The sequence below is a fragment of the Microbulbifer harenosus genome (assembly GCF_005771435.1).
Taxonomy (GTDB): domain Bacteria; phylum Pseudomonadota; class Gammaproteobacteria; order Pseudomonadales; family Cellvibrionaceae; genus Microbulbifer; species Microbulbifer harenosus.
In genome coordinates, this window is record NZ_VANI01000007.1 from 87,858 (window position 1) to 107,505 (window position 19,648).

Consider the following 19,648-nt stretch of genomic DNA (forward strand, 5'->3'; position numbering starts at 1 on the left):
CACGGCGTGTCTCACAAACTGCCCCCGGCATCAGGGCCGCCACATATCGACCTTATAACCAATAGGTCTAAGGCAGTACTATGAGCTACATCATCGACCGTCGCCTGAATGGCAAGAAGAAAAGCACGGTAAACCGTCAGCGTTTTTTGCGGCGCTACAAAGCCCATATCAAAAAAGCCGTCGGTGAAGCCATGAACAGCCGATCCATCACCGACATGGATAAGGGCGAAAAAATCAGCATTCCCTCTCGCGATCTCAATGAACCACTATTTTCCCATGGCCGCGGCGGCCATATGGAACAAGTACTGCCCGGCAACAAGGAATTCATCACCGGTGATCGCATCCCCCGCCCCGGGCAAGGTGCCGGCCAGGGTGGCGCCGGGGGCGGTGCCAGCGACAGCGGCGAAGGGATTGACGAATTTGTATTTCAGATCTCCCAGGAAGAGTTTCTCGACTTCATGTTCGAAGGCCTGGAACTTCCAAACATGGTCAAACGCAAGCTCGCTGGCAATGAATCCTTCCAGGTTGTGCGCGCAGGCATCTGCAACGAAGGATCACCCGGGCGCTTGAACGTGGTGCGCTCCATGCGCGCTGCCAACGCGCGTCGCATCGCGCTGAGTGGCGGCAAGCGTCGCAATATAAAAGTGCTGGAACAGGAACTCGAGCTCGAGGAAAGCAAAGACCAGGCGCTGAAAGACCAGCGCAAAGTGGACGAACTGCGTCTGAGAATCGAAGAGCTGCGCGGTCGTGTCAACCGCATTCCGTTTCTCGATGATTTCGACCTCAAGTACAACCTGCTGATTAAGCAGCCAAGACCGCGCTCGAAGGCCGTGATGTTCTGCCTGATGGATGTATCCGGCTCCATGAACCAGGCCACCAAGGACATGGCTAAGCGTTTTTTCCTGTTGCTGTACCTGTTTTTACAGCGCAGTTACGAATACACCGAAGTGGTGTTCATTCGTCACCATACCAGCGCCAAGGAAGTAGACGAGCAGGAGTTTTTCTACTCACGGGAAACCGGCGGCACCATTGTTTCCAGTGCACTGAAGATGATGCGCGACATTATGCGTGAGCGCTATCCGGCCAGCGAGTGGAATATTTACGGCGCCCAGGCTTCCGATGGCGACAACTGGAACGACGACTCCAGCACCTGCCACAAGATTCTGATCGACGACATCATGCCCCACGTACAGTACTACTCTTACGTGGAAATCACACCGCGGGACCATCAGGCGCTGTGGGACGAATACCAGAGCGTGGCCATGGCCTTTCCCGAGCACTTCGCTATGGAACAGATCATCGACGTCAAAGATATCTACCCGGTGTTCCGTCAACTATTTAGCCAGAAGGTGGTCGCCTGATGTTAGATACTGCCATCAACAACAAGCAGCCTATCTCGACCACGTCCGAGTGGACCTTCGAGCTGGTTCAGGAGTACGACCGGGAAATTGCGCTGCTGGCCAAGGAATTTGGTCTCGACACTTACCCAAATCAGATTGAGATCATCTGTTCCGAACAGATGATGGATGCCTATTCTTCGGTGGGCATGCCGGTCGGCTACAACCACTGGTCGTTCGGCAAACAATTCATCAGTGTCGAAAACAATTATCAGCGCGGGCGTATGGGGTTGGCGTATGAAATTGTTATCAATTCCAACCCCTGCATTGCCTATCTCATGGAAGAAAACACCATGACGATGCAGGCACTGGTGATCGCCCACGCCTGCTATGGACACAACTCTTTCTTCAAGGGCAATTATCTTTTTCGCACCTGGACCGATGCCAGCAGCATCATCGACTACCTGTTGTTTGCCAAGAACTATATCGCCCGCTGTGAAGAGCGCCACGGTGTGGATGAAGTCGAATCCCTGCTCGACAGCTGCCATGCACTGATGAACTACGGCGTCGATCGCTACAAGCGCCCCTATCCGATTTCCGCCCATGAAGAAGAACGCCGCCAAAAGGAACGCGAAGAGTACCGGCAGCGCCAACTGAACGATTTGTGGCGCACCATTCCCAGACCTGGCGGCGGCGAGGAGCAAGCAAAAACACACCGCTTCCCCGAAGAACCCCAGGAAAACCTACTGTACTTCATCGAAAAAAATGCGCCGCTGCTGGAGAACTGGCAACGCGAGCTGGTACGCATTGTGCGTAAAATGGCGCAGTACTTTTACCCGCAGCGCCAGACCCAGGTAATGAACGAAGGCTGGGCCACCTTCTGGCACTACACCCTGCTGAATGAACTCTATCTGCGCGGCAAAGTAACCGATGGATTCATGTTGGAGTTCCTGCAGAGTCACACCAGCGTTATTTATCAACCACCCTACGATAGCCCCTATTACAACGGCATAAACCCCTATGCCCTGGGATTCAATATCTTTACCGACCTGCGCCGCATCTGCGAAAACCCGACGGAAGAGGATAGGGCCTGGTTCCCGGACATCGCCGGTAGCAATTGGAAAGAGACCCTGCAGTTCGCCATGCGGGACTTCAAAGATGAAAGCTTCATCCTCCAGTTCCTGTCGCCGAAAGTAATGCGGGATATGAAGCTTTTCTGTATTTCCGATGACGACCGGGAAAAAGAAATTCTGGTGAATGCAATCCACAATGAGGATGGCTACCGGGAACTGCGCGCGAAACTCGCAGGGCAGTACAACCTAGGCAACCGCGAACCAAACATTCAGGTGTACTCGGTAAATACCCGCGGGGATCGCTCGATGACTCTGCACCACACCCAGCACCAACGCCGGCCGCTGGGCAAAGAGACCACAGAAGTGCTGAAGCACTTGCACCGCCTGTGGGGATTCAATGTGCACTTGCACAGCCTGAATGGCGATGAAATTACCGCGAGCTACCACTGCCCGGAAATGGGAAGAGACAGAACGGAAGACGAAGAATCCATGCTGGTACCCAAGCCGATCTGACGAGCGGCCGGGGCACCAGATAGAAGCAAAAAAACACCGGCAAAAGATCAGGCATCCAACAACAGATTGACGCGCCCCACCAGTTCACTGCGATCACAGCTCGCCGCAACTACCGCATCGGCACCGGCATCGAGCCAACGCTGCTGGTTGGTTTCCCCTTGTGGCGCAATCAGCAGCACACACACGGAAGAAAATTCCGCCCGCGAGCGGATAGTATCCAGAACCTGAAAGCCATTAACGCCATCCAGATTGGTATCCAGCACCAGCATGGTGGGCTTGGCCGTTGCGAGCAGCGCGCCGGCGCTGAAGCTGTCCCCGGCAATTTCCACGTCACACCCCGCCTGCTGCAACAACTGGCGGGCAGCCGCGAGCTCTGGTGAGTTGGCGACCAACAGGATTTTGCGCGTAGCGCTGCCAAGTTCCGCAGGCACCGGCATAGCGTTGTCGCGCAGAAAGCCCACAAAGTCTTCCACACAGATGCGGTGATCGCCGCGCCCCGGAAGCTTGTACGCCTTCAACTGGCCGCGCTCGATCCAGCGGATCACGGTTCGAAAATTCACCCCACAGTACCGGGCGGCCTCCCCGGTAGTGAGAACATGCACCTCGCTCATTTATAACTATCCCCCACGAATCGCGCATTTCTTTATTAATTATGCTGAATTAAACCAAATAAACAGGCTTTAATTCTATGCCTATATATATTTAACGAACCAACCGACACTTCCCTCAATAAAAGTTTGATAGCCAAGGTTGACAGCTAAGACAGGTTAAATAGAATGGACAGCAAGTTGTCATGGGTCAGTCAACCATTGGCAAAAATCGCCAATTTTCTGTGATTTGCGGGCTTTTGCAGCCATCTCCAGAAAAAGCCGGGAAGCCGGAATGCGAGCTTGTTGGGTTTCTCTCTCTTCACGAATACCCTAAGACCCTGGGCCCCCTTGTATTTTCGGGGCCTTTTTTTTATCTTCCCGCCCCCTGATTTCCCAGTTTTTACTCGGCAAGCGCGACGCTTTGTCGGGAGTGGCGGCATTTATGGCAATCCCTGCCCCCCTCTACCCCTCGTCCACAACCGGCAACACCCGGGGAGCACGGCAGTGAAAATCTATCTGGTCGGCGGTGCCGTTCGCGACAAACTGCTTCAGCGCCCGATTCACGAGCGGGACTGGGTGGTAGTCGGCGCCACCGAAGCCGAAATGCTCGCGCGCGGCTTCCGCCCGGTGGGCAAGGATTTTCCCGTATTTCTGCACCCCGACAGCCGCGAGGAGTACGCCCTGGCTCGCACCGAGCGCAAGAGCGGTCACGGCTACGGCGGCTTTACTGTTTACGCCAGCCCCGATGTCACTCTTGAGGAGGACCTCCAGCGCCGCGACCTCACCGTCAACGCCATGGCGGAAACCCCGGACGGCGAGATCATCGACCCCTATAACGGCCAGGCGGACATCCGCGCGCGCAAACTGCGCCATGTCGCCCCCGCTTTTGCCGAAGATCCACTGCGCATCCTGAGAGTGGCGCGATTTGCTGCCCGCTACGCGCCACTGGGATTTTCCGTGGCCGACGAGACTATGACGCTAATGCAGGCCATGGTGGATGCAGGGGAAGTGGAACATCTGGTGCCAGAGCGGGTTTGGAAGGAAGTGAGCCGCGCTCTGACCGAGCCGCGGGCAGATATCTTTATCCAGGTACTGCGGGACTGCGGAGCCCTCCGCGTGCTATTGCCGGAGGTGGACCGCCTGTTCGGCGTACCCCAGCCGGCGCTGCATCACCCCGAAATTGACACCGGCGACCACATCCTGCGCGCTCTGCGCCAGGCGCCGGCGGACCTGCCGGTGCGCTTTGCAGTACTGGTGCACGACCTGGGCAAGGGGATCACTCCGGACCACGTGCTGCCCAGCCACCGGGGGCACGAAGCCGCCGGCCTGCCACTGGTGAAGGCGGTGTGCCAACGGTTGCGGGTACCCAACCCCATCACCGCGTTGGCACTCGGGGTGTGCGAGTACCACCTGCACTGCCACAAGGCGTTTGAACTGCGCCCGCAGACAATTCTCAAATTATTGCGCGCTCTGGACGCGTTGCGCCGGCCGGAGCGTTTCGAACAGTTCCTGGAGAGCTGCGAGGCGGACGCGCGTGGCCGCCTGGGCCTGGAAGACCGCGAGTACCCACAGGCGGGCTATTTGCGCGCTGCCCGCGAGGCCGCCGCCGGAGTAGACCCACAAGCACTGATGGCGCAGGGGTTCGAGGGTGCGCAACTGGGCAAGGCCCTGGACCGGGCGCGCCTGGAGGCACTGGCCAACCTGAAGCAAACCTACGGCGCCCCCGGGCAGAAGTGACCTCAGCGCCAGCCCATCCAAGCAAACCGGTTTTATGGAGGCCACCATGGCAACAGCCCTGATCACTGGCGCCGCCGCCCGCCTGGGCCGCGCCATTGCCGAAGAACTGCACCTTGATCACCGGGTCATCATCCACTACCGCAGCGCCGATCAGGCGGCGCTGGCGCTGGTGGAGGAACTGAACCGACGGCGCCCGGATTCTGCCGCGGCAATCCAGAGTGACCTCAAGACCGCCGCGGACTGCCAGCAACTCGCCGAAGCCGCGCTCGCCTGCTTCAGCGAGATCTCCGTACTCGTCAACAATGCCTCTGCATTTTTCCCCACCCCCATCGGCAGCGCCGATGAGCGACAGTGGGATGAATTAATGGGCAGCAATCTGAAAGCACCTTTCTTTCTGAGCCAGACATTGACGCCCGCATTGACCAAAGCCAGAGGCAGTATCGTCAATCTTGCCGACATCCACGCCGACAAGCCGATGCCCAGCCACACCATTTATTGTGCCGCCAAGGCCGGCCTGGTAATGCTGACCAAGAGCATGGCGCGAGAGCTGGCACCCGATGTGCGAGTCAACGCCGTAGCGCCCGGTGCAATACTGTGGCCGCAACAGGAGAGCGAAGGCTATAACAAGGAACGGATTCTGGCGCGCATCCCCATGCAGCGCAGTGGCAAGCCGTCGGACATTGCCCGCACCGTGCGTTTCCTGGCGACCGATGCCCCCTACATTACCGGCCAGGTGATCGCCGTGGACGGCGGTCGCAGCCTGAACATCTGAGAATTCAACGAGGCCTTACGTGAGCGACAAGCAATTTATTTCTGCCCAGTCCCTGCTGGATGATTCCTACAGCCTGGCCCTGAAAGTGGTAGAGAGCGGTTTCCGCCCCGACTATATCGTCGGTGTCTGGCGCGGCGGAGCACCCATCGGTATCGCGGTGCAGGAGATGTTCGACTTTCTTGGCTTCCATGCCGATCACATCGCCATTCGCACCTCCTCCTACGCGGGGATTGGCCAGCGTCAGAAAGAAGTGAAGGTGCATGGGCTCACCTACCTGATCAAGCAGGTGGAGTCCCATGAAAAAATGCTGATCGTGGATGACGTTTACGATACCGGCCTAAGTATCCAGCAGGCCATCAGCGATATGCGCAAGGCGTGCAAAAAGAACACCCCGGAAATCCGCATCGCCTGCCCCTATTTCAAGCCCAGCCGCAACCAGACCGAATTCGAGCCCGATTACTACCTCCACGAGACCGACAAATGGCTGGTGTTCCCGCACGAACTGAAGGGACTCACCATGGATGAAATTCTGGAAAACAAGGAAGAATTGCGCAAGCATGAGGAACGCTTGCGCGCGCTGAAGAACAAGGCATAAATCCGGGGCCAGGGGTCAGCCCATCTTCTCCAAGGGCCGCCCCTCATCATCCACAAACAACACATCCCGCACGCCCAGCACCACACCCTGCACACTCTGGACGGCCACAGGGGCAATGGGCTTGCCGCTGCTGCGCTCCACCAGTTGCATGTCATCCCGGTTGCCATTCCAGCGTTCACTCCACTGGCGCAGCGCCACAACCACCGGAAACAGATCCCGCCCCTTGTCGGTCAGGCGATACTCATAGCGGGTGCCATGCTCGCCCACATCCACGCGGATCATTACGCCGTTGTCCACCAGGCGGGACAGGCGGTCACAAAGAATATTCTTGGCAATCCCAAGCTCACCCTGAAAATCCACGAAACGCCGGGTGCCCAGCATCGCCTGCTTGATTACCAGCAGGGACCACCAGTCACCGACCTCATTCAGTTCGCAGGCCACCGAGCAGCCCAGATCATCAAAACGTTTACGTGCCATGGGGCGCAGTATACGGGAAAAGGGTTGCATTAAAAAACCAAATCCGGTTTCATTACGCAACCTTATTTCGGGCCACCGGCAGCAAAGCCGCGCAGGTCCATCGAATTCCAGAAATCGGGAGACCGTTATGAGTGGCACCCTGGACAGCCTGTTACGTCCGTTTGAACACAAATCCCTGAAACTCCGCAACCGCGTGGCCATGGCCCCTATGACCCGCACTGCCTCCCCGGGCTACGTACCTAATGACCAGGTCGCCGGCTATTACCGCCGCCGCGCCGAGGGCGAAGTGGGCCTGATCATCACCGAGGGCACATTTGTCGAGCCCGCGGCCAATGGCTACGAAAACGTGCCAGCCATCTACGGTGACGAGGCACTGGCGGGCTGGAAAAAGGTTGTTGCCGACGTGCACGCCGCGGGTGGCCAGATCATTCCGCAGCTGTGGCATGTGGGCTCGGTCCGCAAGGAGGGCACAGGCCCGGATAAATCCCTACCCGGTTTTTCCCCCTCCGGCCTGTTCAAGCCCGGCAAACCCAACGGTCAGGCCATGACCAAAGCCGACATCCAGAACACCATCAAGGCATTTGCGGACGCGGCGAAGGCCGCCAAGGAAGTGGGCTTCGACGGCGTGGAGCTGCACGGTGCCCACGGTTACCTGCTCGACCAGTTTTTCTGGGAAGGTACCAACGTGCGCGACGACGAGTACGGCGGCTCACTGGAAAACCGCACCCGCTTTGCCGTGGAAATCATCGAAGCCGTGCGCGATGCGGTGGGGGAAGATTTCGCCATCGTGCTGCGTTATTCCCAGTGGAAGCAGCAAGACTACGACGCACGCCTGGCAAACACCCCGGACGAACTGCAGCGTTTCCTCACCCCGCTAGCGAATGCCGGTGTGGATGTCTTCCACGCGTCGACAAGACGCTTCTGGGTGCCTGAGTTCGAGGGTTCCGATATGAACCTGGCGGGCTGGACCAAGGAACTGACTGGCAAACCGGTCATCTCGGTCGGCAGCGTAGGCCTCGACGACGACTTTATCGGCGGCAATAACCAGGGCATGGGCGGCACCGCCAACCCAACCGGTCTCGACGAGCTGGCCCGCCGCATGGACAACAATGAGTTCGACATGATCGCCGTGGGTCGCGCACTGCTGCAGGACCCGAACTGGCTGCAGAAAATGAAGGAAGGTCGGAAAGAAGAGATAGTGCCGTTTACCAAAGAGGCATTGGCAAGCCTGAGCTAATCCGCACCTTGCAGGAGCCGGCCTTGCAGGGCCCAATCAGGCGTTTAGCGAGCACTGCTTGGTTTGCTGGTCAGAATTCGCCTGCAAGGCAGGCTCCTACAGGTGCAAAGTAGCCAACCTTCGGATCAAGCCATATTTCACTTCAACTTCACCGGCAGATTGTCACAATGTCCAATTCCTCGGATAAGTGGACAGGCAGCTGCCGGTGAACAGACTCAAAATTCTTCTGGTTGAAGACAATCCCACGCTCGCCCGCCAGACAGGTGAATTCCTGGAAGGGCACGGCTGGCAGGTGGATTTCGCCAACTGCGGGCAATTCGCTCTGCAGCTGGCCCTGACAGAAATCTACGACCTCATTCTGCTCGACCTGAACCTGCCGGATATCGACGGTATCGAGGTTTGCCGCCAACTCCGTCAGCAGGCTCCCACCGCCACCCCGATTCTTATGCTCACTGCCCGTGATGCCTTTGCTGACAAAGCGCAGGGCTTCCACTCCGGCGCCGATGACTATCTTTGCAAGCCCTTTGACCCACGCGAGCTGGCCCTGCGCTGCGAAGCGCTGGCACGACGCCGGGAACTGCATCGCAACGATGAGATTTGTATCGGTACCCTGCGCATCTCCGGGCGTCGTCGCGAGGCAACAAGAAGCGGGCAACCGCTAAAGCTCACCGCGATTACATTCAATATTCTTTGGGAGCTCGCCTGTGCTTACCCGGAGCCACTCAGTCGCAGTGAACTCAGCCATCGTATCTGGGGCGACGATCCACCGGATAGCGACGCATTAAAATCCCATATTTACAGCCTTCGACGCCAGCTTGACCGACCATTTCCCGAGCCAATGCTGAAAACCATCAGCAATATTGGTTTCAAACTGGAGCAGCCGGGTGCGAACTGAAATGCTAAAAGGAAGCCTGAAACTCTCAGTGTTCACACTTTTCGGGGGATTCACACTGCTGCTTTGCCTGATCTATTCGGGCATTGGCGTACTCGCCGCCTACGTGATTGAAGACCAGCTGATCGACAACCTGATCACCAACGAGGTTGACTATATCGAGCAGCACTTCCAGCAACACGGTGAACTGCCACCGCCCCGACTGCCACACTTCACACTCTACACCTCACCAGCCGACACGCCCGCGGCGTTTACGGCCACACTGGATGGCGATCGACGCAAAGCCGAGTTATTTGTCACCGGCCATCAGCATTACCACCTGCGAGAACTGGCACCGGAAACCGGCACAATACTCGCGGCAGAGGTCGGCAGCCTACTTACCGTATCCAACCAATCGGGGCGACTGCTCTGGCTGTTGTTTGCCGCGTTCCTGTGCACAACCGGCATGGCAGTCTGGCTTGCCCATGGACTGGTTACCGCCAGTATCCGGCCGATACTCTCTCTCGCACGGGAAGTCGAGGCACAGACTGGAAGCGAGCAGCCGCTGGAGCTGACCACCAACACACGCAACGATGAAATCGGCTTTCTCGCCCGCACGCTTCAGCGCAGCCTCAACGATCTTCGGCAGGCGCAGCGCAGGGAGGCCGAGTTCACGCGCGACGTCAGCCACGAACTGCGCACTGGCCTGGCTATTGCCACCAACACCCTGACCCTCGCTCGGAATCGCAGTTTGAGAGAGATGGAATTGCAGGAGCTCCGTTCGATACTGGCGACAATGAACAGAACCGTCAGCACACTACTGACACTCGCGCGTGCTGAATCATTCGAATTCAGCACGTTCAATCTGCGCGCACTACTCGAACAGCGGTTGCTCATTCGCCCTGAAATTTCCGATGGGAAAAACTTCCAGCTGGAGCTGATTCTCCCTGAGTCAATGTCGGCAAACGGCAACCCAAACCTCACCGGCCTGCTCTTGGATATTCTGCTGGACAATGCCATCCGACACGCTTCAAAACCCGTATTGCAGGTTTACACCTTGAGCAATGCACTGGTGTTCGAGAATCCGGTTGACGCTATGTTTGATACTGAGCCCTTGTTCAATGCGGGTATTCGCGGAGAAAACAGTGAAGGCATTGGCCAGGGACTTTACCTGGCACGACGGATTCTCGCGACACAGCGTTGGGATTTTTCGGCGCGCTGCGATAAAGGGGCGTTCTCCATTTCGATCTTTCCCGCGCAATCCCCCACTGACGCACTGCAAATTTCCGCATAAAATTCACCTTCCCTTCACGCGCGCGCAATCAGGATGCCCCTTTCTAAAAAGGGAGAACCATCATGCTTAAAAAAATCCTGGTCACCGCGCTGTGTAGCACCCTGCTTATACTGGGTTGCGGCTACTGGCTAAAGGGACTCATACCGCCGGCGCCGGACCAGCAGTTAATGGCGCGCACTCAAGTCGAAGATATCCCCTATCTGCAACAGAGTCCGTCAACAAACGATCGCGGACGCATCCTGATGGTCGTCACCAGTACGGCGACAATGGGTAAGTCCGGCAAGAAAACGGGGTATGAGTTCACCGAGCTTACACGCCCCTATTACGTATTTCGTGCCAACGGTTTCGAGGTCGATATCGCAAGTCCACTGGGCGGCGAGCCACCGGCAGTGATGGACAAGGACGATATGGGACCGTTCGATTATGCGTTTCTCAATGACATCGTCGCCATGAAAAAGCTGCGCAACAGCATCGCCCTGGCAGAGGTCGAAGCGGAGCAATATCGAGGCGTATTCTTTGCCGGCGGCAAGGGCGCCATGTTCGATTTCCCGGGCAACCCCGAGATCCAGAATCTGGTGGCTTCCATCCACAGCAACAAGGGTGTGATCGGCGCCGTCTGTCACGGCCCGGCCGCACTTGTAGATATCACACTGGATACAGGTACGAGACTTCTTCAGGGCCGCCGAGTCAGCAGTTTTACCAATGAGGAAGAGCTGTTCCTAATACCCGACGCCGAGCAAGTCTTTCCGTTTTTGCTGGAGAGCCGCCTGCGCAGCAATGGTGCAATTTTTGAAGCTGGCCCGCCCTACCTCCGTCAGGTCAGCATCGACGACAGGCTGGTCACTGGGCAGAATCCTTGGTCTTCCTGGCAAGTCACCGAGGCCATGGTAAAGGCGCTTGGATATCAGCCAGTGCCGCGTGCGAAAACGGATTCCGAGCGGACCGTGGAGGTTTTACTCTCTTATGAGCGAGCTGGCTATACCGGTGGTGCCGCTAAAATTGAGGATTTTTTCCGGCTAGAAAATGGGGAACAACAGGCCATCGACCGTCGCCTGTTGGCGATGCATGGAATTGTTGCTGTCATGCAGGGGCAGCTCGGCAAGGCACTATCTATCGTACGACTGCTCTCTCTTGCCAAAACATTACAGCACCGGGAACAGACATAACCCACCATCTCGGTCGCAGTCGCTATCGTCAGGCAGGCGTTAGCCGAATTGCGACCGATAACCTGAATCAGGCTTCAGGCCAGTCAAATACTACGGGCCACAATTTCTGCGAAGCCTGATCATAATCTTCCCACAACTGCTGATAGCTTTTCCCTTGTACCGGATGCACAAGATCCGGAGCAAGCTCTGAAAGCGGTAGCAGAACGAACGCGTTTTTGAGAATTTCCCCGCGCGGCAGTTTTACGCCGTCCACCTCTCCAGTGAGGTCGTCGTAGGTGAGAATATCGATATCCAGCGTCCGCGCGCTGAACTTGGGGCCGCTGCGCACACGGCCGTTTGCATCTTCGATATTGCGAAGACACAGGGCCAGTTCCGCCACAGAAAGATCGGTTTCGATGGCGGCGACGAGGTTGTAAAAATTGTCGCCGTCGAAACCCACCGCTTCGCTCTCGTAGACCTGCGACATGCGCAGGTCGCCAAACGCCGCGACCAGAGCATCCAGCCCGGCACTCAGGTTTTTTTCGCGATCAATATTGCTGCCGAGGCTCAGGTAAACGGTTGCCATTTATCAGGCCTCCACCGTCTTTTTTTGCCCGCGCTCAATGATGACGCCGACATCGCGCGCACCGCGCACCGCGCCGGGCTTTGAAAGCCGCAGGCGCAGCCAGCTTACATTGAATTCGTCGCGCACAATGGCCGCGGCCTGTTCCGCCATGGTTTCCACCAGCAGGAACTCACTGCCCTCAATAAACGCTATCAGGCGCTTGGCCACCGCCTTGTAGTTCAGGGTGTGCTCGATATTGTCGGTGCGCGCCGCCTTACTGATATCGAATGCCATTTCAATGTCCAGACTGACCGTCTGCTTCACCTCCCGCTCCCAGTCGTAGATGCCAATGATGGTTTCCACTTTCAGGTCGCGGATATAAACGATATCCAAACCGGTTCTCCTTGCTTCCCGTTTTTACTTTTGGGCGCCCAGCGCACCGGTTAATTCCGTCAACGGCCAGCGCGGGCGAACCTCGATGTCCAGATCCGCGCGCTGGCCGGATTGCAAACGCAGGCAGCCGGCGTAGGCGATCATGGCGCCATTGTCGGTGCAGAACTCATGGCGCGGGTAGTACACACTGCAACCGTCTTCAGCGAGGCGCGCCTCCAGGCGCTGACGCAGCAACCGGTTGGCGGAAACACCACCGGCGATAACCAGTGTTTTACGCTCAGCCTGTTTCAGTGCGCGGCGACACTTGATTACCAGCGTATCGACCACCGCCTCCTGAAAGGCAGCGGCAATGTCGGCACAGGTCTGGTCGTCCGGGAGACCGTCTTTCAGTGCGTGCTGCTGTACGGTGGTGAGGGTATAGGTTTTCAGGCCGGAGAAGCTGAAATCGAGCCCAGGGCGGTCGGTCATAGGGCGCGGAAAGGTAAAACGCAGCGGGTCGCCCCGCTCCGCCAGTGCCGCGAGGCGCGGGCCGCCGGGGTAGTCGAGATCGAGCATCTTTGCCGCCTTGTCGAAGGCCTCGCCGGCGGCATCATCCAGGGATTCCCCCAGCAACTCGTATTGGCCAAGTCCCTGCACATCCACCAGCTGGGTGTGGCCGCCGGACACCAGCAGCGCCACAAACGGGAAAGCCGGCGGGTTGTCCTCCAGCATCGGCGCCAGCAGGTGGCCCTCCATGTGGTGCACACCCACAGCCGGCACGTTCCAGCCGAAGGCCAGTGCGCGGCCGGCGCAGGCGCCCACCATCAGGGCGCCGATCAGGCCGGGACCGGCGGTGTAGGCAACACCGTCTATGTCTTTGGGGCGGGTATTGCTCTCGGTCATGACTTCGCGGATCAGCGGCAGCAGTTTGCGCACATGATCGCGACTGGCCAGTTCCGGCACCACGCCGCCGTAGTCCGCATGCAGTTTGACCTGGCTATAAAGGGTGTGACCAAGAAGTCCCAGCTCGCTGTCGTACAAGGCGACGCCGGTTTCGTCACAGGACGTTTCTATTCCGAGTACTCGCACAGTCTTCTCACGCTTGTCAAAAAATCCCCATCGACAGCAGAAACGGACAAATGACCGCTGCGATCCGGGCCGAGGGGGCGCTATCATACTCTTTAAGCGCACCTGCGTGCGCAACGCCAGGCGGAAAGGTCCGGGATCTGGGCGTCCCGCAAAGCACTGGACGCCCGTCCCGCCAGCTATAGTTGGTCACCCGCACCGGGATACCGCCACAAGGCTTGCGAAGGCCAAATCATCTGTATAGAATTTGCGCCCTCGCTGTGAACCGGCCTCCGGATTGCATCTGCGAGAAGAGCAATTTGCCGGACAGGCCACCGCCAGAAGTCCTCAGTTTGGACGCTGGCAGAGAGAAACGAATTTTACAGGTAATCTAATGCCCTCAGTACGCATCAAAGACAACGAGCCCTTTGACATCGCTCTGCGCCGCTTCAAGCGCTCTTGTGAAAAAGCTGGTGTACTCTCCGAAGTACGTCGTCGCGAGTTCTACGAAAAGCCCACTTCCGTTCGCAAGCGCAAGGCTGCCGCTGCTGTTAAGCGTCACGCCAAGAAAATGCAGCGCGAAAACCGCAAGTTCCAGCGTCTCTACTGAGTTAGAGCTTAATCTCTCGCTCACAGCAGGACGACGCGAACCGCGGTTCGCGATCTGAAACGGCGCCCGAGGCAACTCGCGCGCCGTTTTTTGTTTCTCAATACAGCGGGCTTTGCTTCAACGCGTCGATCCGCCACTATTGGTCAAATTCTCCGTCCTCATACCCGACAGCACGCCGGATGACACAACCCTGGATGACATCATGAGTACACTCAAGGAAACCCTCGCCACCGCCACCAAAGACGCCATGAAAGCCCGCGAAAAGGCGCGCCTGGCGACCCTGCGCCTGATCAATGCCGAGATCAAGCGAGTGGAAGTGGACGAGCGTATCGAGCTGGACGACGCCCGCATCCTCGCCCTGCTGGACAAGATGACCAAGCAGCGCCGCGACTCCATCACCCAGTTCGAAAAAGCGGGCCGCCCGGAGCTGGCGGCAGTGGAGCAGGCCGAGATCGACGTGATCCAGGAATTCCTGCCGGAGCAGCTGTCGGAAACCGAGATCCAGGAAATCGTCACCGCCGCCGTCAAAGAGACCGGCGCCAGCGGCATGGCGGATATGGGCAAGGTGATGGCACTGGTGAAACCGCAGGTGCAGGGCCGTGCGGACATGGGCGCCGTCAGCAAGCTCGTGAAAAGCGCGCTCTGATCGTCGCCCCGGCAGCAGTAAATGGCAGGCAAGATCCCGCAGTATTTTATCGACGACCTGTTGGCCCGCGCCGACATAGTTCCGGTCGTCGACAGCCGGGTAAAGCTGCGCAAGACCGGGAAAAACTATTCCGCCTGCTGCCCATTTCACGATGAAAAAACCCCGTCTTTCACGGTAAGCCCGGACAAACAGTTCTACTACTGCTTCGGCTGTGGCGCCAGCGGCAACGCGGTCGGCTTCTTAATGGAGTACGACCGCCTGCCGTTCCCGGAGGCAGTGGAAAAGCTCGCCGCCAGCATGGGCATCGACGTGCCCCGCGAGCAGCTCGCCCCCGGCCAGGTTAAACGCCAGCAGGAGAGCCAGAGCCTCTATCAGCTGACAGAGAAGGCTGCGGAATACTTTCGCGACCAGCTGAAGGATCACAAGATCGCCGCCCGCGCCATCACCTACCTGAAAAATCGCGGTCTCTCCGGTGCGGTGGCCAAGGAATTCGGCATCGGCCTCGCGCCCGCCGGCTGGGACAATCTGCTGAATCACCTCGGCACCAGTTCGGAGAAGGCCGAACAGCTGGAGCTCGCCGGTCTCGCCATCCGCCGCACCGACAGTGACGGCAATCCGGGCAAGCATGAACCCGGCAAGCGCCACCACTACGACCGCTTCCGCAACCGCATCATGTTCCCGATCCGCGACCAGCGCGGGCGCACCATCGCCTTCGGCGGCCGCGTACTCGGGGACGAAAAGCCCAAGTACCTGAACTCCCCGGAAACCCCGATTTTCCACAAGGGCAAGGAACTGTACGGACTGTGGGAGGCGCGCCAGGCCAATCGCGAACTCAAGCGCCTGATTGTGGTGGAAGGCTACATGGACGTGGTGGCGCTGGCCCAGTACGGCATCCGCTGCGCCGTCGCCACCCTCGGCACCGCTTGCGGCGAAGACCACATCCAGCTCGCGTTCCGCCACACCCAGGAACTGGTGTTCTGCTTCGACGGCGACCAGGCCGGGCGCACCGCTGCGCGCCGCGCGCTGGAAGCGGCGCTGCCCTACATGCAGGACGGGCGCAGCCTGCGCTTCCTGCTGCTGCCGGAAGGCGAGGACCCGGACACCCTGGTGCGCCAGATCGGCGGCGAGCGCTTCGACCAGCTGATCGACGACCAGGGCCGTCCGCTGGAGGACTTCCTGTTCGACCTGCTGGGCGAAGGCATCAACATTCAGACCATGGATGGACGCGCGCGTCTGTCCAAGGCCGCCGCGCCCCTGCTCGACCTGCTGCCCGCGGGCGTCTACCGCCAGCTGATGTTCCAGCAACTGGCCCGCCGCACTGGCCTCGAACAGGACATGCTGGAAGAGATCATCGCCGCGGAAAAGGCCCGCGCAGCGAAGCTCGCCCAGGACGCGCGGCCGCCGGCGCCAAACCCGGCGCCCGCACAGCCCAAGGTCGCTGCAGCACCCACACCGCCGCCGGAATTCCCCGGTGCGGACGACTATCCCGCCCCGCCGCCGGACTACGACTACGGCAGCGAACCACAACCCTACCCCGAAGAAGATGTGCCGCCTCAGTCAACATCGCACCGACGCCGCGGTGGCCAGTACCGCCTGCCCGCCGAGCGCATGTTGATCGCCCTGCTGCTGCACCACCCCCAGCTGGCGCAACTGATCGGCGACAGCGCGCGCTTTACCGACAGCAGCGACGCCGACCTGCAACTGTTCGGCGACATCCTCAAGGTCATGCATCAGAACCCCGCCCTCAACAGCAACCAGCTGTTCGGCCGCCTGATGAACCTCGAGAGCCGCGACGCCCGCGAACTGATACCGCGGCTTGCCATGAGCCACCCGATTGTCGGTGGCGCCGGCCAGAAGCTGGAATACGACCCCGAGACCGAATTCCGCGATTGCCTGCAAAGCCTCAACCTCGCCGCCGAGCGGCAGCGCAAACGCGACCTGGTGGACCAGCTCAAAAGCAGTGGCAGCACCCTCGGCGCCGAACAACTCGCCCTGCTGGCGCAATTCCGCAGGAAATCCGACTGACACCCCTTGAATTCCATAGTGCCATCACCATATCCACAACCCTGCTGCAAAAAGCGGCAGAAAACTGGTCAGACAAACGCCCGGAACCCCCGAAACCACTCACCTGTCTAAACGGCCACAGTGGTTATTGCTTACGCGAATACGCTATAATCCCGCGTCTTTGTCCGAAGAAAAGCCCAGACAAAAGTCCCGACTATCAATCCCCAGAATTCAGGGTTGTGCATGACCGACAAAACCCAACAGCAAAAGACCACCTCCCGCATCAGAGAACTGATCGCCCGCGGTAAAGAGCAGGGCTATCTGACCTATGCGGAGGTGAATGACCACCTGCCGGAGGACATCTCCGATCCCGATCAGGTGGAAGACATCATCGGCATGATCAACGACATGGGTATCAAGGTGTTCGAAAGCGCACCGGATGCCGAAGAACTGTTGATGGCCGAAGGCGACAGCTCTGCCGATGAAATCGCCGCCGCCGAAGCCGCCGCCGCCCTCGCCGCGGTAGAGTCCGATGTCGGCCGTACCACCGACCCGGTGCGCATGTATATGCGCGAAATGGGTACCGTGGAGCTGCTCACCCGCGAAGGCGAGATCGCCATCGCCAAGCGTATCGAAGAGGGCCTGCGCGAACTGATGGCCGCCCTCGCGTACTGGCCGGGTGCCGTGCAGCAGGTCATCGACGAGTATGCGCTGATCGAGAAGGAAGAGCGCCGCATCCCCGACGTGGTTGCCGGCTGGCTCGACCCCGCGGAAGACGTGCCCCCCGGCGCCCAGGCCGGCCAGGACAGCGACACCTCCAGCAGCGACAGCGACGACGACAGCGATTCCGACAGCGATGACGACGACGATGACGACTCCTCTACCCAGGATGAGGAAGAGAGCACCAGCGGCATCGACCCGGAAGAGCTGGCCGCGCGCATGAATGCGCTGATCGCCGCGCAGAAGAAAGCCGACGCCGCGATCAAGAAGCACGGCCGCGATTCCAAAGAGGCCGGCGAGGCCATGGAAGCCGTGGGCGAGATCTTCCGCTTCTTCAAACTGGCCCCGCGCCAGTTCGACCCGCTGTACAATCAGGTACGCAGTATTCTCGACGAAGTGCGCGAACAGGAGCGCATCGTCATGAACCTGTGTATCAAGAAAGCGAAAATGCCGCGCAAGACCTTCATCAAGGAATTCCCCGGCAACGAGGTGAACGACGACTGGATTCCGTCCATCGTCAAGAAAAAGCGCGATTACTCCGACGCCCTGCGCCAGGTCGCGGAAGAGATCCAGCGCGCCCAGCGCAAGCTGACCCAGGCCCAGGACAAGGCCCAGCTGGAAATCGGCCAGATCAAAGAGATCAACCGCCGCATGTCCATCGGTGAGGCCCGCTCCCGTCGCGCCAAGAAGGAAATGGTCGAGGCCAACCTGCGTCTGGTGATCTCCATCGCCAAGAAGTACACCAACCGCGGCCTGCAGTTCCTGGACCTGATCCAGGAGGGCAACATCGGTCTGATGAAAGCGGTGGACAAGTTCGAATACCGTCGCGGCTATAAGTTCTCCACCTATGCAACCTGGTGGATTCGCCAGGCGATCACCCGCTCCATCGCGGACCAGGCGCGCACCATCCGGATTCCGGTGCACATGATTGAGACCATCAACAAACTCAATCGCATCAGCCGCCAGATGCTGCAGGAAATGGGCCGCGAGCCGACTCCGGAAGAGCTGGGCGAGCGCATGGACATGCCGGAAGACAAGGTGCGCAAGGTACTGAAGATCGCCAAGGAACCGATCTCCATGGAGACGCCCATCGGCGACGACGAAGACTCGCATCTGGGAGACTTCATCGAGGACCAGAACCAGTCGTCCCCGGTGGACACCGCGACCGCCACCGGCCTGCACGATGCCACCCGCGCCGTGCTCTCCGGGCTGACGGCACGGGAAGCCAAGGTGCTGCGCATGCGCTTCGGTATCGACATGAACACCGACCACACCCTCGAGGAAGTGGGCAAGCAGTTCGATGTGACCCGCGAGCGTATCCGCCAGATCGAAGCCAAGGCGTTGCGCAAACTGCGCCACCCCTCGCGCTCCGAACACCTGCGCAGCTTCCTGGACGAGTAAGCCTTTATCTTGGCGATCGTCGTCCATACTGAAAAAGCCCGGCTCGCCGGGCTTTTTTATGGATGGCAGAATTGTTGCAAACCGATGAACCCGCGGAGACAGTCAGAGAACAATGGAAGAGCAGTTTGTGAACAAGCCCGGTAAAACCGGCATTTCCCGCCTGATCGATGCCACTGAATACTCCCGCCAGGGACTCCTCGCCACCTGGCGCAATGAGGCCGCCTTCCGCCAGGAAGTCACCCTCGCCATATTCCTGATCCCCGCGGCCCTGTGGCTCGGCGAAAGTGGTGTGGAACGCGCCCTGCTGATCGGCACCACGCTGATGGTAATGATCGTCGAACTGCTGAACAGTGCAGTGGAAGCCGTGGTGGACCGCGTCGGCCCCGAAAAGCACCCGCTGTCGAAGATCGCCAAGGACACCGGCTCCGCCGCCGTCTCCATCTCCCTGCTGCTTTGGCTCAGTACCTGGGGATGTATCCTGTTGCCGCGCTGGATCGCATGATCCCGGCCGCAGGCATACTGCCAGCCTCCAACTGCGGCGCAGCTTAACCCGACAAAATTCGCCCCTGCCGCGCCGAATGCCCGGCAGGAATCTCCCCCTCGACTAAAATTCCGAAACCATCG

General features: G+C 59.0%; 19 protein-coding genes. 14 read left to right on the forward strand and 5 right to left on the reverse strand.

Annotated features, from left to right (window positions below):
• The first annotated feature begins 80 nt into the window (after window positions 1–80).
• Together FDY93_RS06990 and FDY93_RS06995 are read left to right on the forward strand one after the other, a co-directional pair.
• Window positions 81–1,361: a YeaH/YhbH family protein gene (locus tag FDY93_RS06990; RefSeq protein WP_138235037.1), complete on the forward strand. Its 1,281-nt coding sequence runs from the start codon at window positions 81–83 to the stop codon at window positions 1,359–1,361.
• Window positions 1,361–2,923 (forward strand): SpoVR family protein, encoded by a 1,563-nt coding sequence (locus FDY93_RS06995; RefSeq protein WP_138235038.1) that lies wholly within the window; start codon window positions 1,361–1,363, stop codon window positions 2,921–2,923. Before FDY93_RS06990 ends, FDY93_RS06995 begins: the two co-directional genes overlap by 1 nt.
• A gap of 47 nt (window positions 2,924–2,970) precedes the next feature.
• Here FDY93_RS06995 and FDY93_RS07000 read toward each other — a convergent pair whose 3' ends face one another.
• Window positions 2,971–3,534, reverse strand: coding sequence for a response regulator (locus tag FDY93_RS07000; protein WP_138235039.1), 564 nt, complete (start codon window positions 3,532–3,534; stop codon window positions 2,971–2,973).
• A 483-nt stretch (window positions 3,535–4,017) separates the two neighbouring features.
• On the opposite strand from FDY93_RS07000, the gene FDY93_RS07005 reads away from it, so the two are divergent.
• The 3 genes from FDY93_RS07005 to FDY93_RS07015 are packed head-to-tail and all read left to right on the forward strand — an operon-like array spanning window position 4,018 to window position 6,617.
• Window positions 4,018–5,250: a multifunctional CCA addition/repair protein gene (locus tag FDY93_RS07005; protein WP_138235040.1), complete on the forward strand. Its 1,233-nt coding sequence runs from the start codon at window positions 4,018–4,020 to the stop codon at window positions 5,248–5,250.
• A 46-nt stretch (window positions 5,251–5,296) separates the two neighbouring features.
• On the forward strand, window positions 5,297–6,022 hold the full coding sequence (locus FDY93_RS07010; protein ID WP_138235041.1) for a pteridine reductase: 726 nt from the start codon (window positions 5,297–5,299) through the stop codon (window positions 6,020–6,022).
• Window positions 6,023–6,041: 19 nt separating this feature from the next.
• Window positions 6,042–6,617: a phosphoribosyltransferase gene (locus FDY93_RS07015; RefSeq protein WP_138235042.1), complete on the forward strand. Its 576-nt coding sequence runs from the start codon at window positions 6,042–6,044 to the stop codon at window positions 6,615–6,617.
• A 15-nt stretch (window positions 6,618–6,632) separates the two neighbouring features.
• Here the strand turns inward: FDY93_RS07015 and FDY93_RS07020 are convergent, their stop codons facing one another.
• Window positions 6,633–7,094, reverse strand: a complete 462-nt coding sequence (locus FDY93_RS07020) for a winged helix-turn-helix transcriptional regulator (protein ID WP_138235043.1) — start codon at window positions 7,092–7,094, stop codon at window positions 6,633–6,635.
• A 127-nt stretch (window positions 7,095–7,221) separates the two neighbouring features.
• On the opposite strand from FDY93_RS07020, the gene FDY93_RS07025 reads away from it, so the two are divergent.
• From FDY93_RS07025 to FDY93_RS07040, 4 genes are all read left to right on the forward strand, one after another.
• Window positions 7,222–8,331 carry an NADH:flavin oxidoreductase gene (locus FDY93_RS07025; RefSeq protein WP_138235044.1) on the forward strand — a complete coding sequence of 370 codons (1,110 nt, stop codon included), beginning with the start codon at window positions 7,222–7,224 and terminating at the stop codon, window positions 8,329–8,331.
• 205 nt (window positions 8,332–8,536) lie between these two features.
• Complete coding sequence (locus tag FDY93_RS07030; RefSeq protein WP_138235045.1) at window positions 8,537–9,226, forward strand: response regulator transcription factor; 690 nt, start codon at window positions 8,537–8,539, stop codon at window positions 9,224–9,226.
• A 28-nt stretch (window positions 9,227–9,254) separates the two neighbouring features.
• Window positions 9,255–10,496 (forward strand): sensor histidine kinase, encoded by a 1,242-nt coding sequence (locus tag FDY93_RS07035; RefSeq protein WP_220446127.1) that lies wholly within the window; start codon window positions 9,255–9,257, stop codon window positions 10,494–10,496.
• A gap of 62 nt (window positions 10,497–10,558) precedes the next feature.
• Entirely contained in the window at window positions 10,559–11,662 is a 1,104-nt protein-coding gene (locus tag FDY93_RS07040; RefSeq protein ID WP_138235047.1) for a type 1 glutamine amidotransferase domain-containing protein, read from the forward strand.
• A gap of 67 nt (window positions 11,663–11,729) precedes the next feature.
• On the opposite strand, the gene folK is transcribed toward FDY93_RS07040, so the two are convergent.
• The 3 genes from folK to tsaD are packed head-to-tail and all read right to left on the reverse strand — an operon-like array spanning window position 11,730 to window position 13,667.
• Window positions 11,730–12,227, reverse strand: coding sequence for a 2-amino-4-hydroxy-6-hydroxymethyldihydropteridine diphosphokinase (folK, locus tag FDY93_RS07045; RefSeq protein WP_138235048.1), 498 nt, complete (start codon window positions 12,225–12,227; stop codon window positions 11,730–11,732).
• Between the two features lie 3 nt (window positions 12,228–12,230).
• The gene (gene folB / locus FDY93_RS07050) at window positions 12,231–12,599 is read right to left on the reverse strand and encodes a dihydroneopterin aldolase (RefSeq protein WP_138235049.1); all 369 of its coding nucleotides are present in this window, start codon (window positions 12,597–12,599) and stop codon (window positions 12,231–12,233) included.
• A 24-nt stretch (window positions 12,600–12,623) separates the two neighbouring features.
• Window positions 12,624–13,667, reverse strand: coding sequence for a tRNA (adenosine(37)-N6)-threonylcarbamoyltransferase complex transferase subunit TsaD (gene tsaD / locus FDY93_RS07055; RefSeq protein ID WP_138235050.1), 1,044 nt, complete (start codon window positions 13,665–13,667; stop codon window positions 12,624–12,626).
• Between the two features lie 370 nt (window positions 13,668–14,037).
• Between tsaD and rpsU the strand changes: the two genes are divergently transcribed.
• The 5 genes from rpsU (at window position 14,038) to FDY93_RS07080 (ending at window position 19,526) form a co-directional block, all read left to right on the forward strand.
• Complete coding sequence (rpsU, locus tag FDY93_RS07060; RefSeq protein ID WP_010133379.1) at window positions 14,038–14,253, forward strand: 30S ribosomal protein S21; 216 nt, start codon at window positions 14,038–14,040, stop codon at window positions 14,251–14,253.
• Window positions 14,254–14,455: 202 nt separating this feature from the next.
• Complete coding sequence (locus FDY93_RS07065; protein ID WP_138235051.1) at window positions 14,456–14,899, forward strand: GatB/YqeY domain-containing protein; 444 nt, start codon at window positions 14,456–14,458, stop codon at window positions 14,897–14,899.
• A 21-nt stretch (window positions 14,900–14,920) separates the two neighbouring features.
• Window positions 14,921–16,924, forward strand: coding sequence for a DNA primase (gene dnaG, locus FDY93_RS07070; protein WP_138235052.1), 2,004 nt, complete (start codon window positions 14,921–14,923; stop codon window positions 16,922–16,924).
• Between the two features lie 222 nt (window positions 16,925–17,146).
• Entirely contained in the window at window positions 17,147–19,024 is a 1,878-nt protein-coding gene (gene rpoD, locus FDY93_RS07075) for an RNA polymerase sigma factor RpoD (protein ID WP_138235053.1), read from the forward strand.
• A gap of 112 nt (window positions 19,025–19,136) precedes the next feature.
• Window positions 19,137–19,526 carry a diacylglycerol kinase gene (locus FDY93_RS07080; RefSeq protein ID WP_138235054.1) on the forward strand — a complete coding sequence of 130 codons (390 nt, stop codon included), beginning with the start codon at window positions 19,137–19,139 and terminating at the stop codon, window positions 19,524–19,526.
• Window positions 19,527–19,648 lie beyond the last annotated feature (122 nt).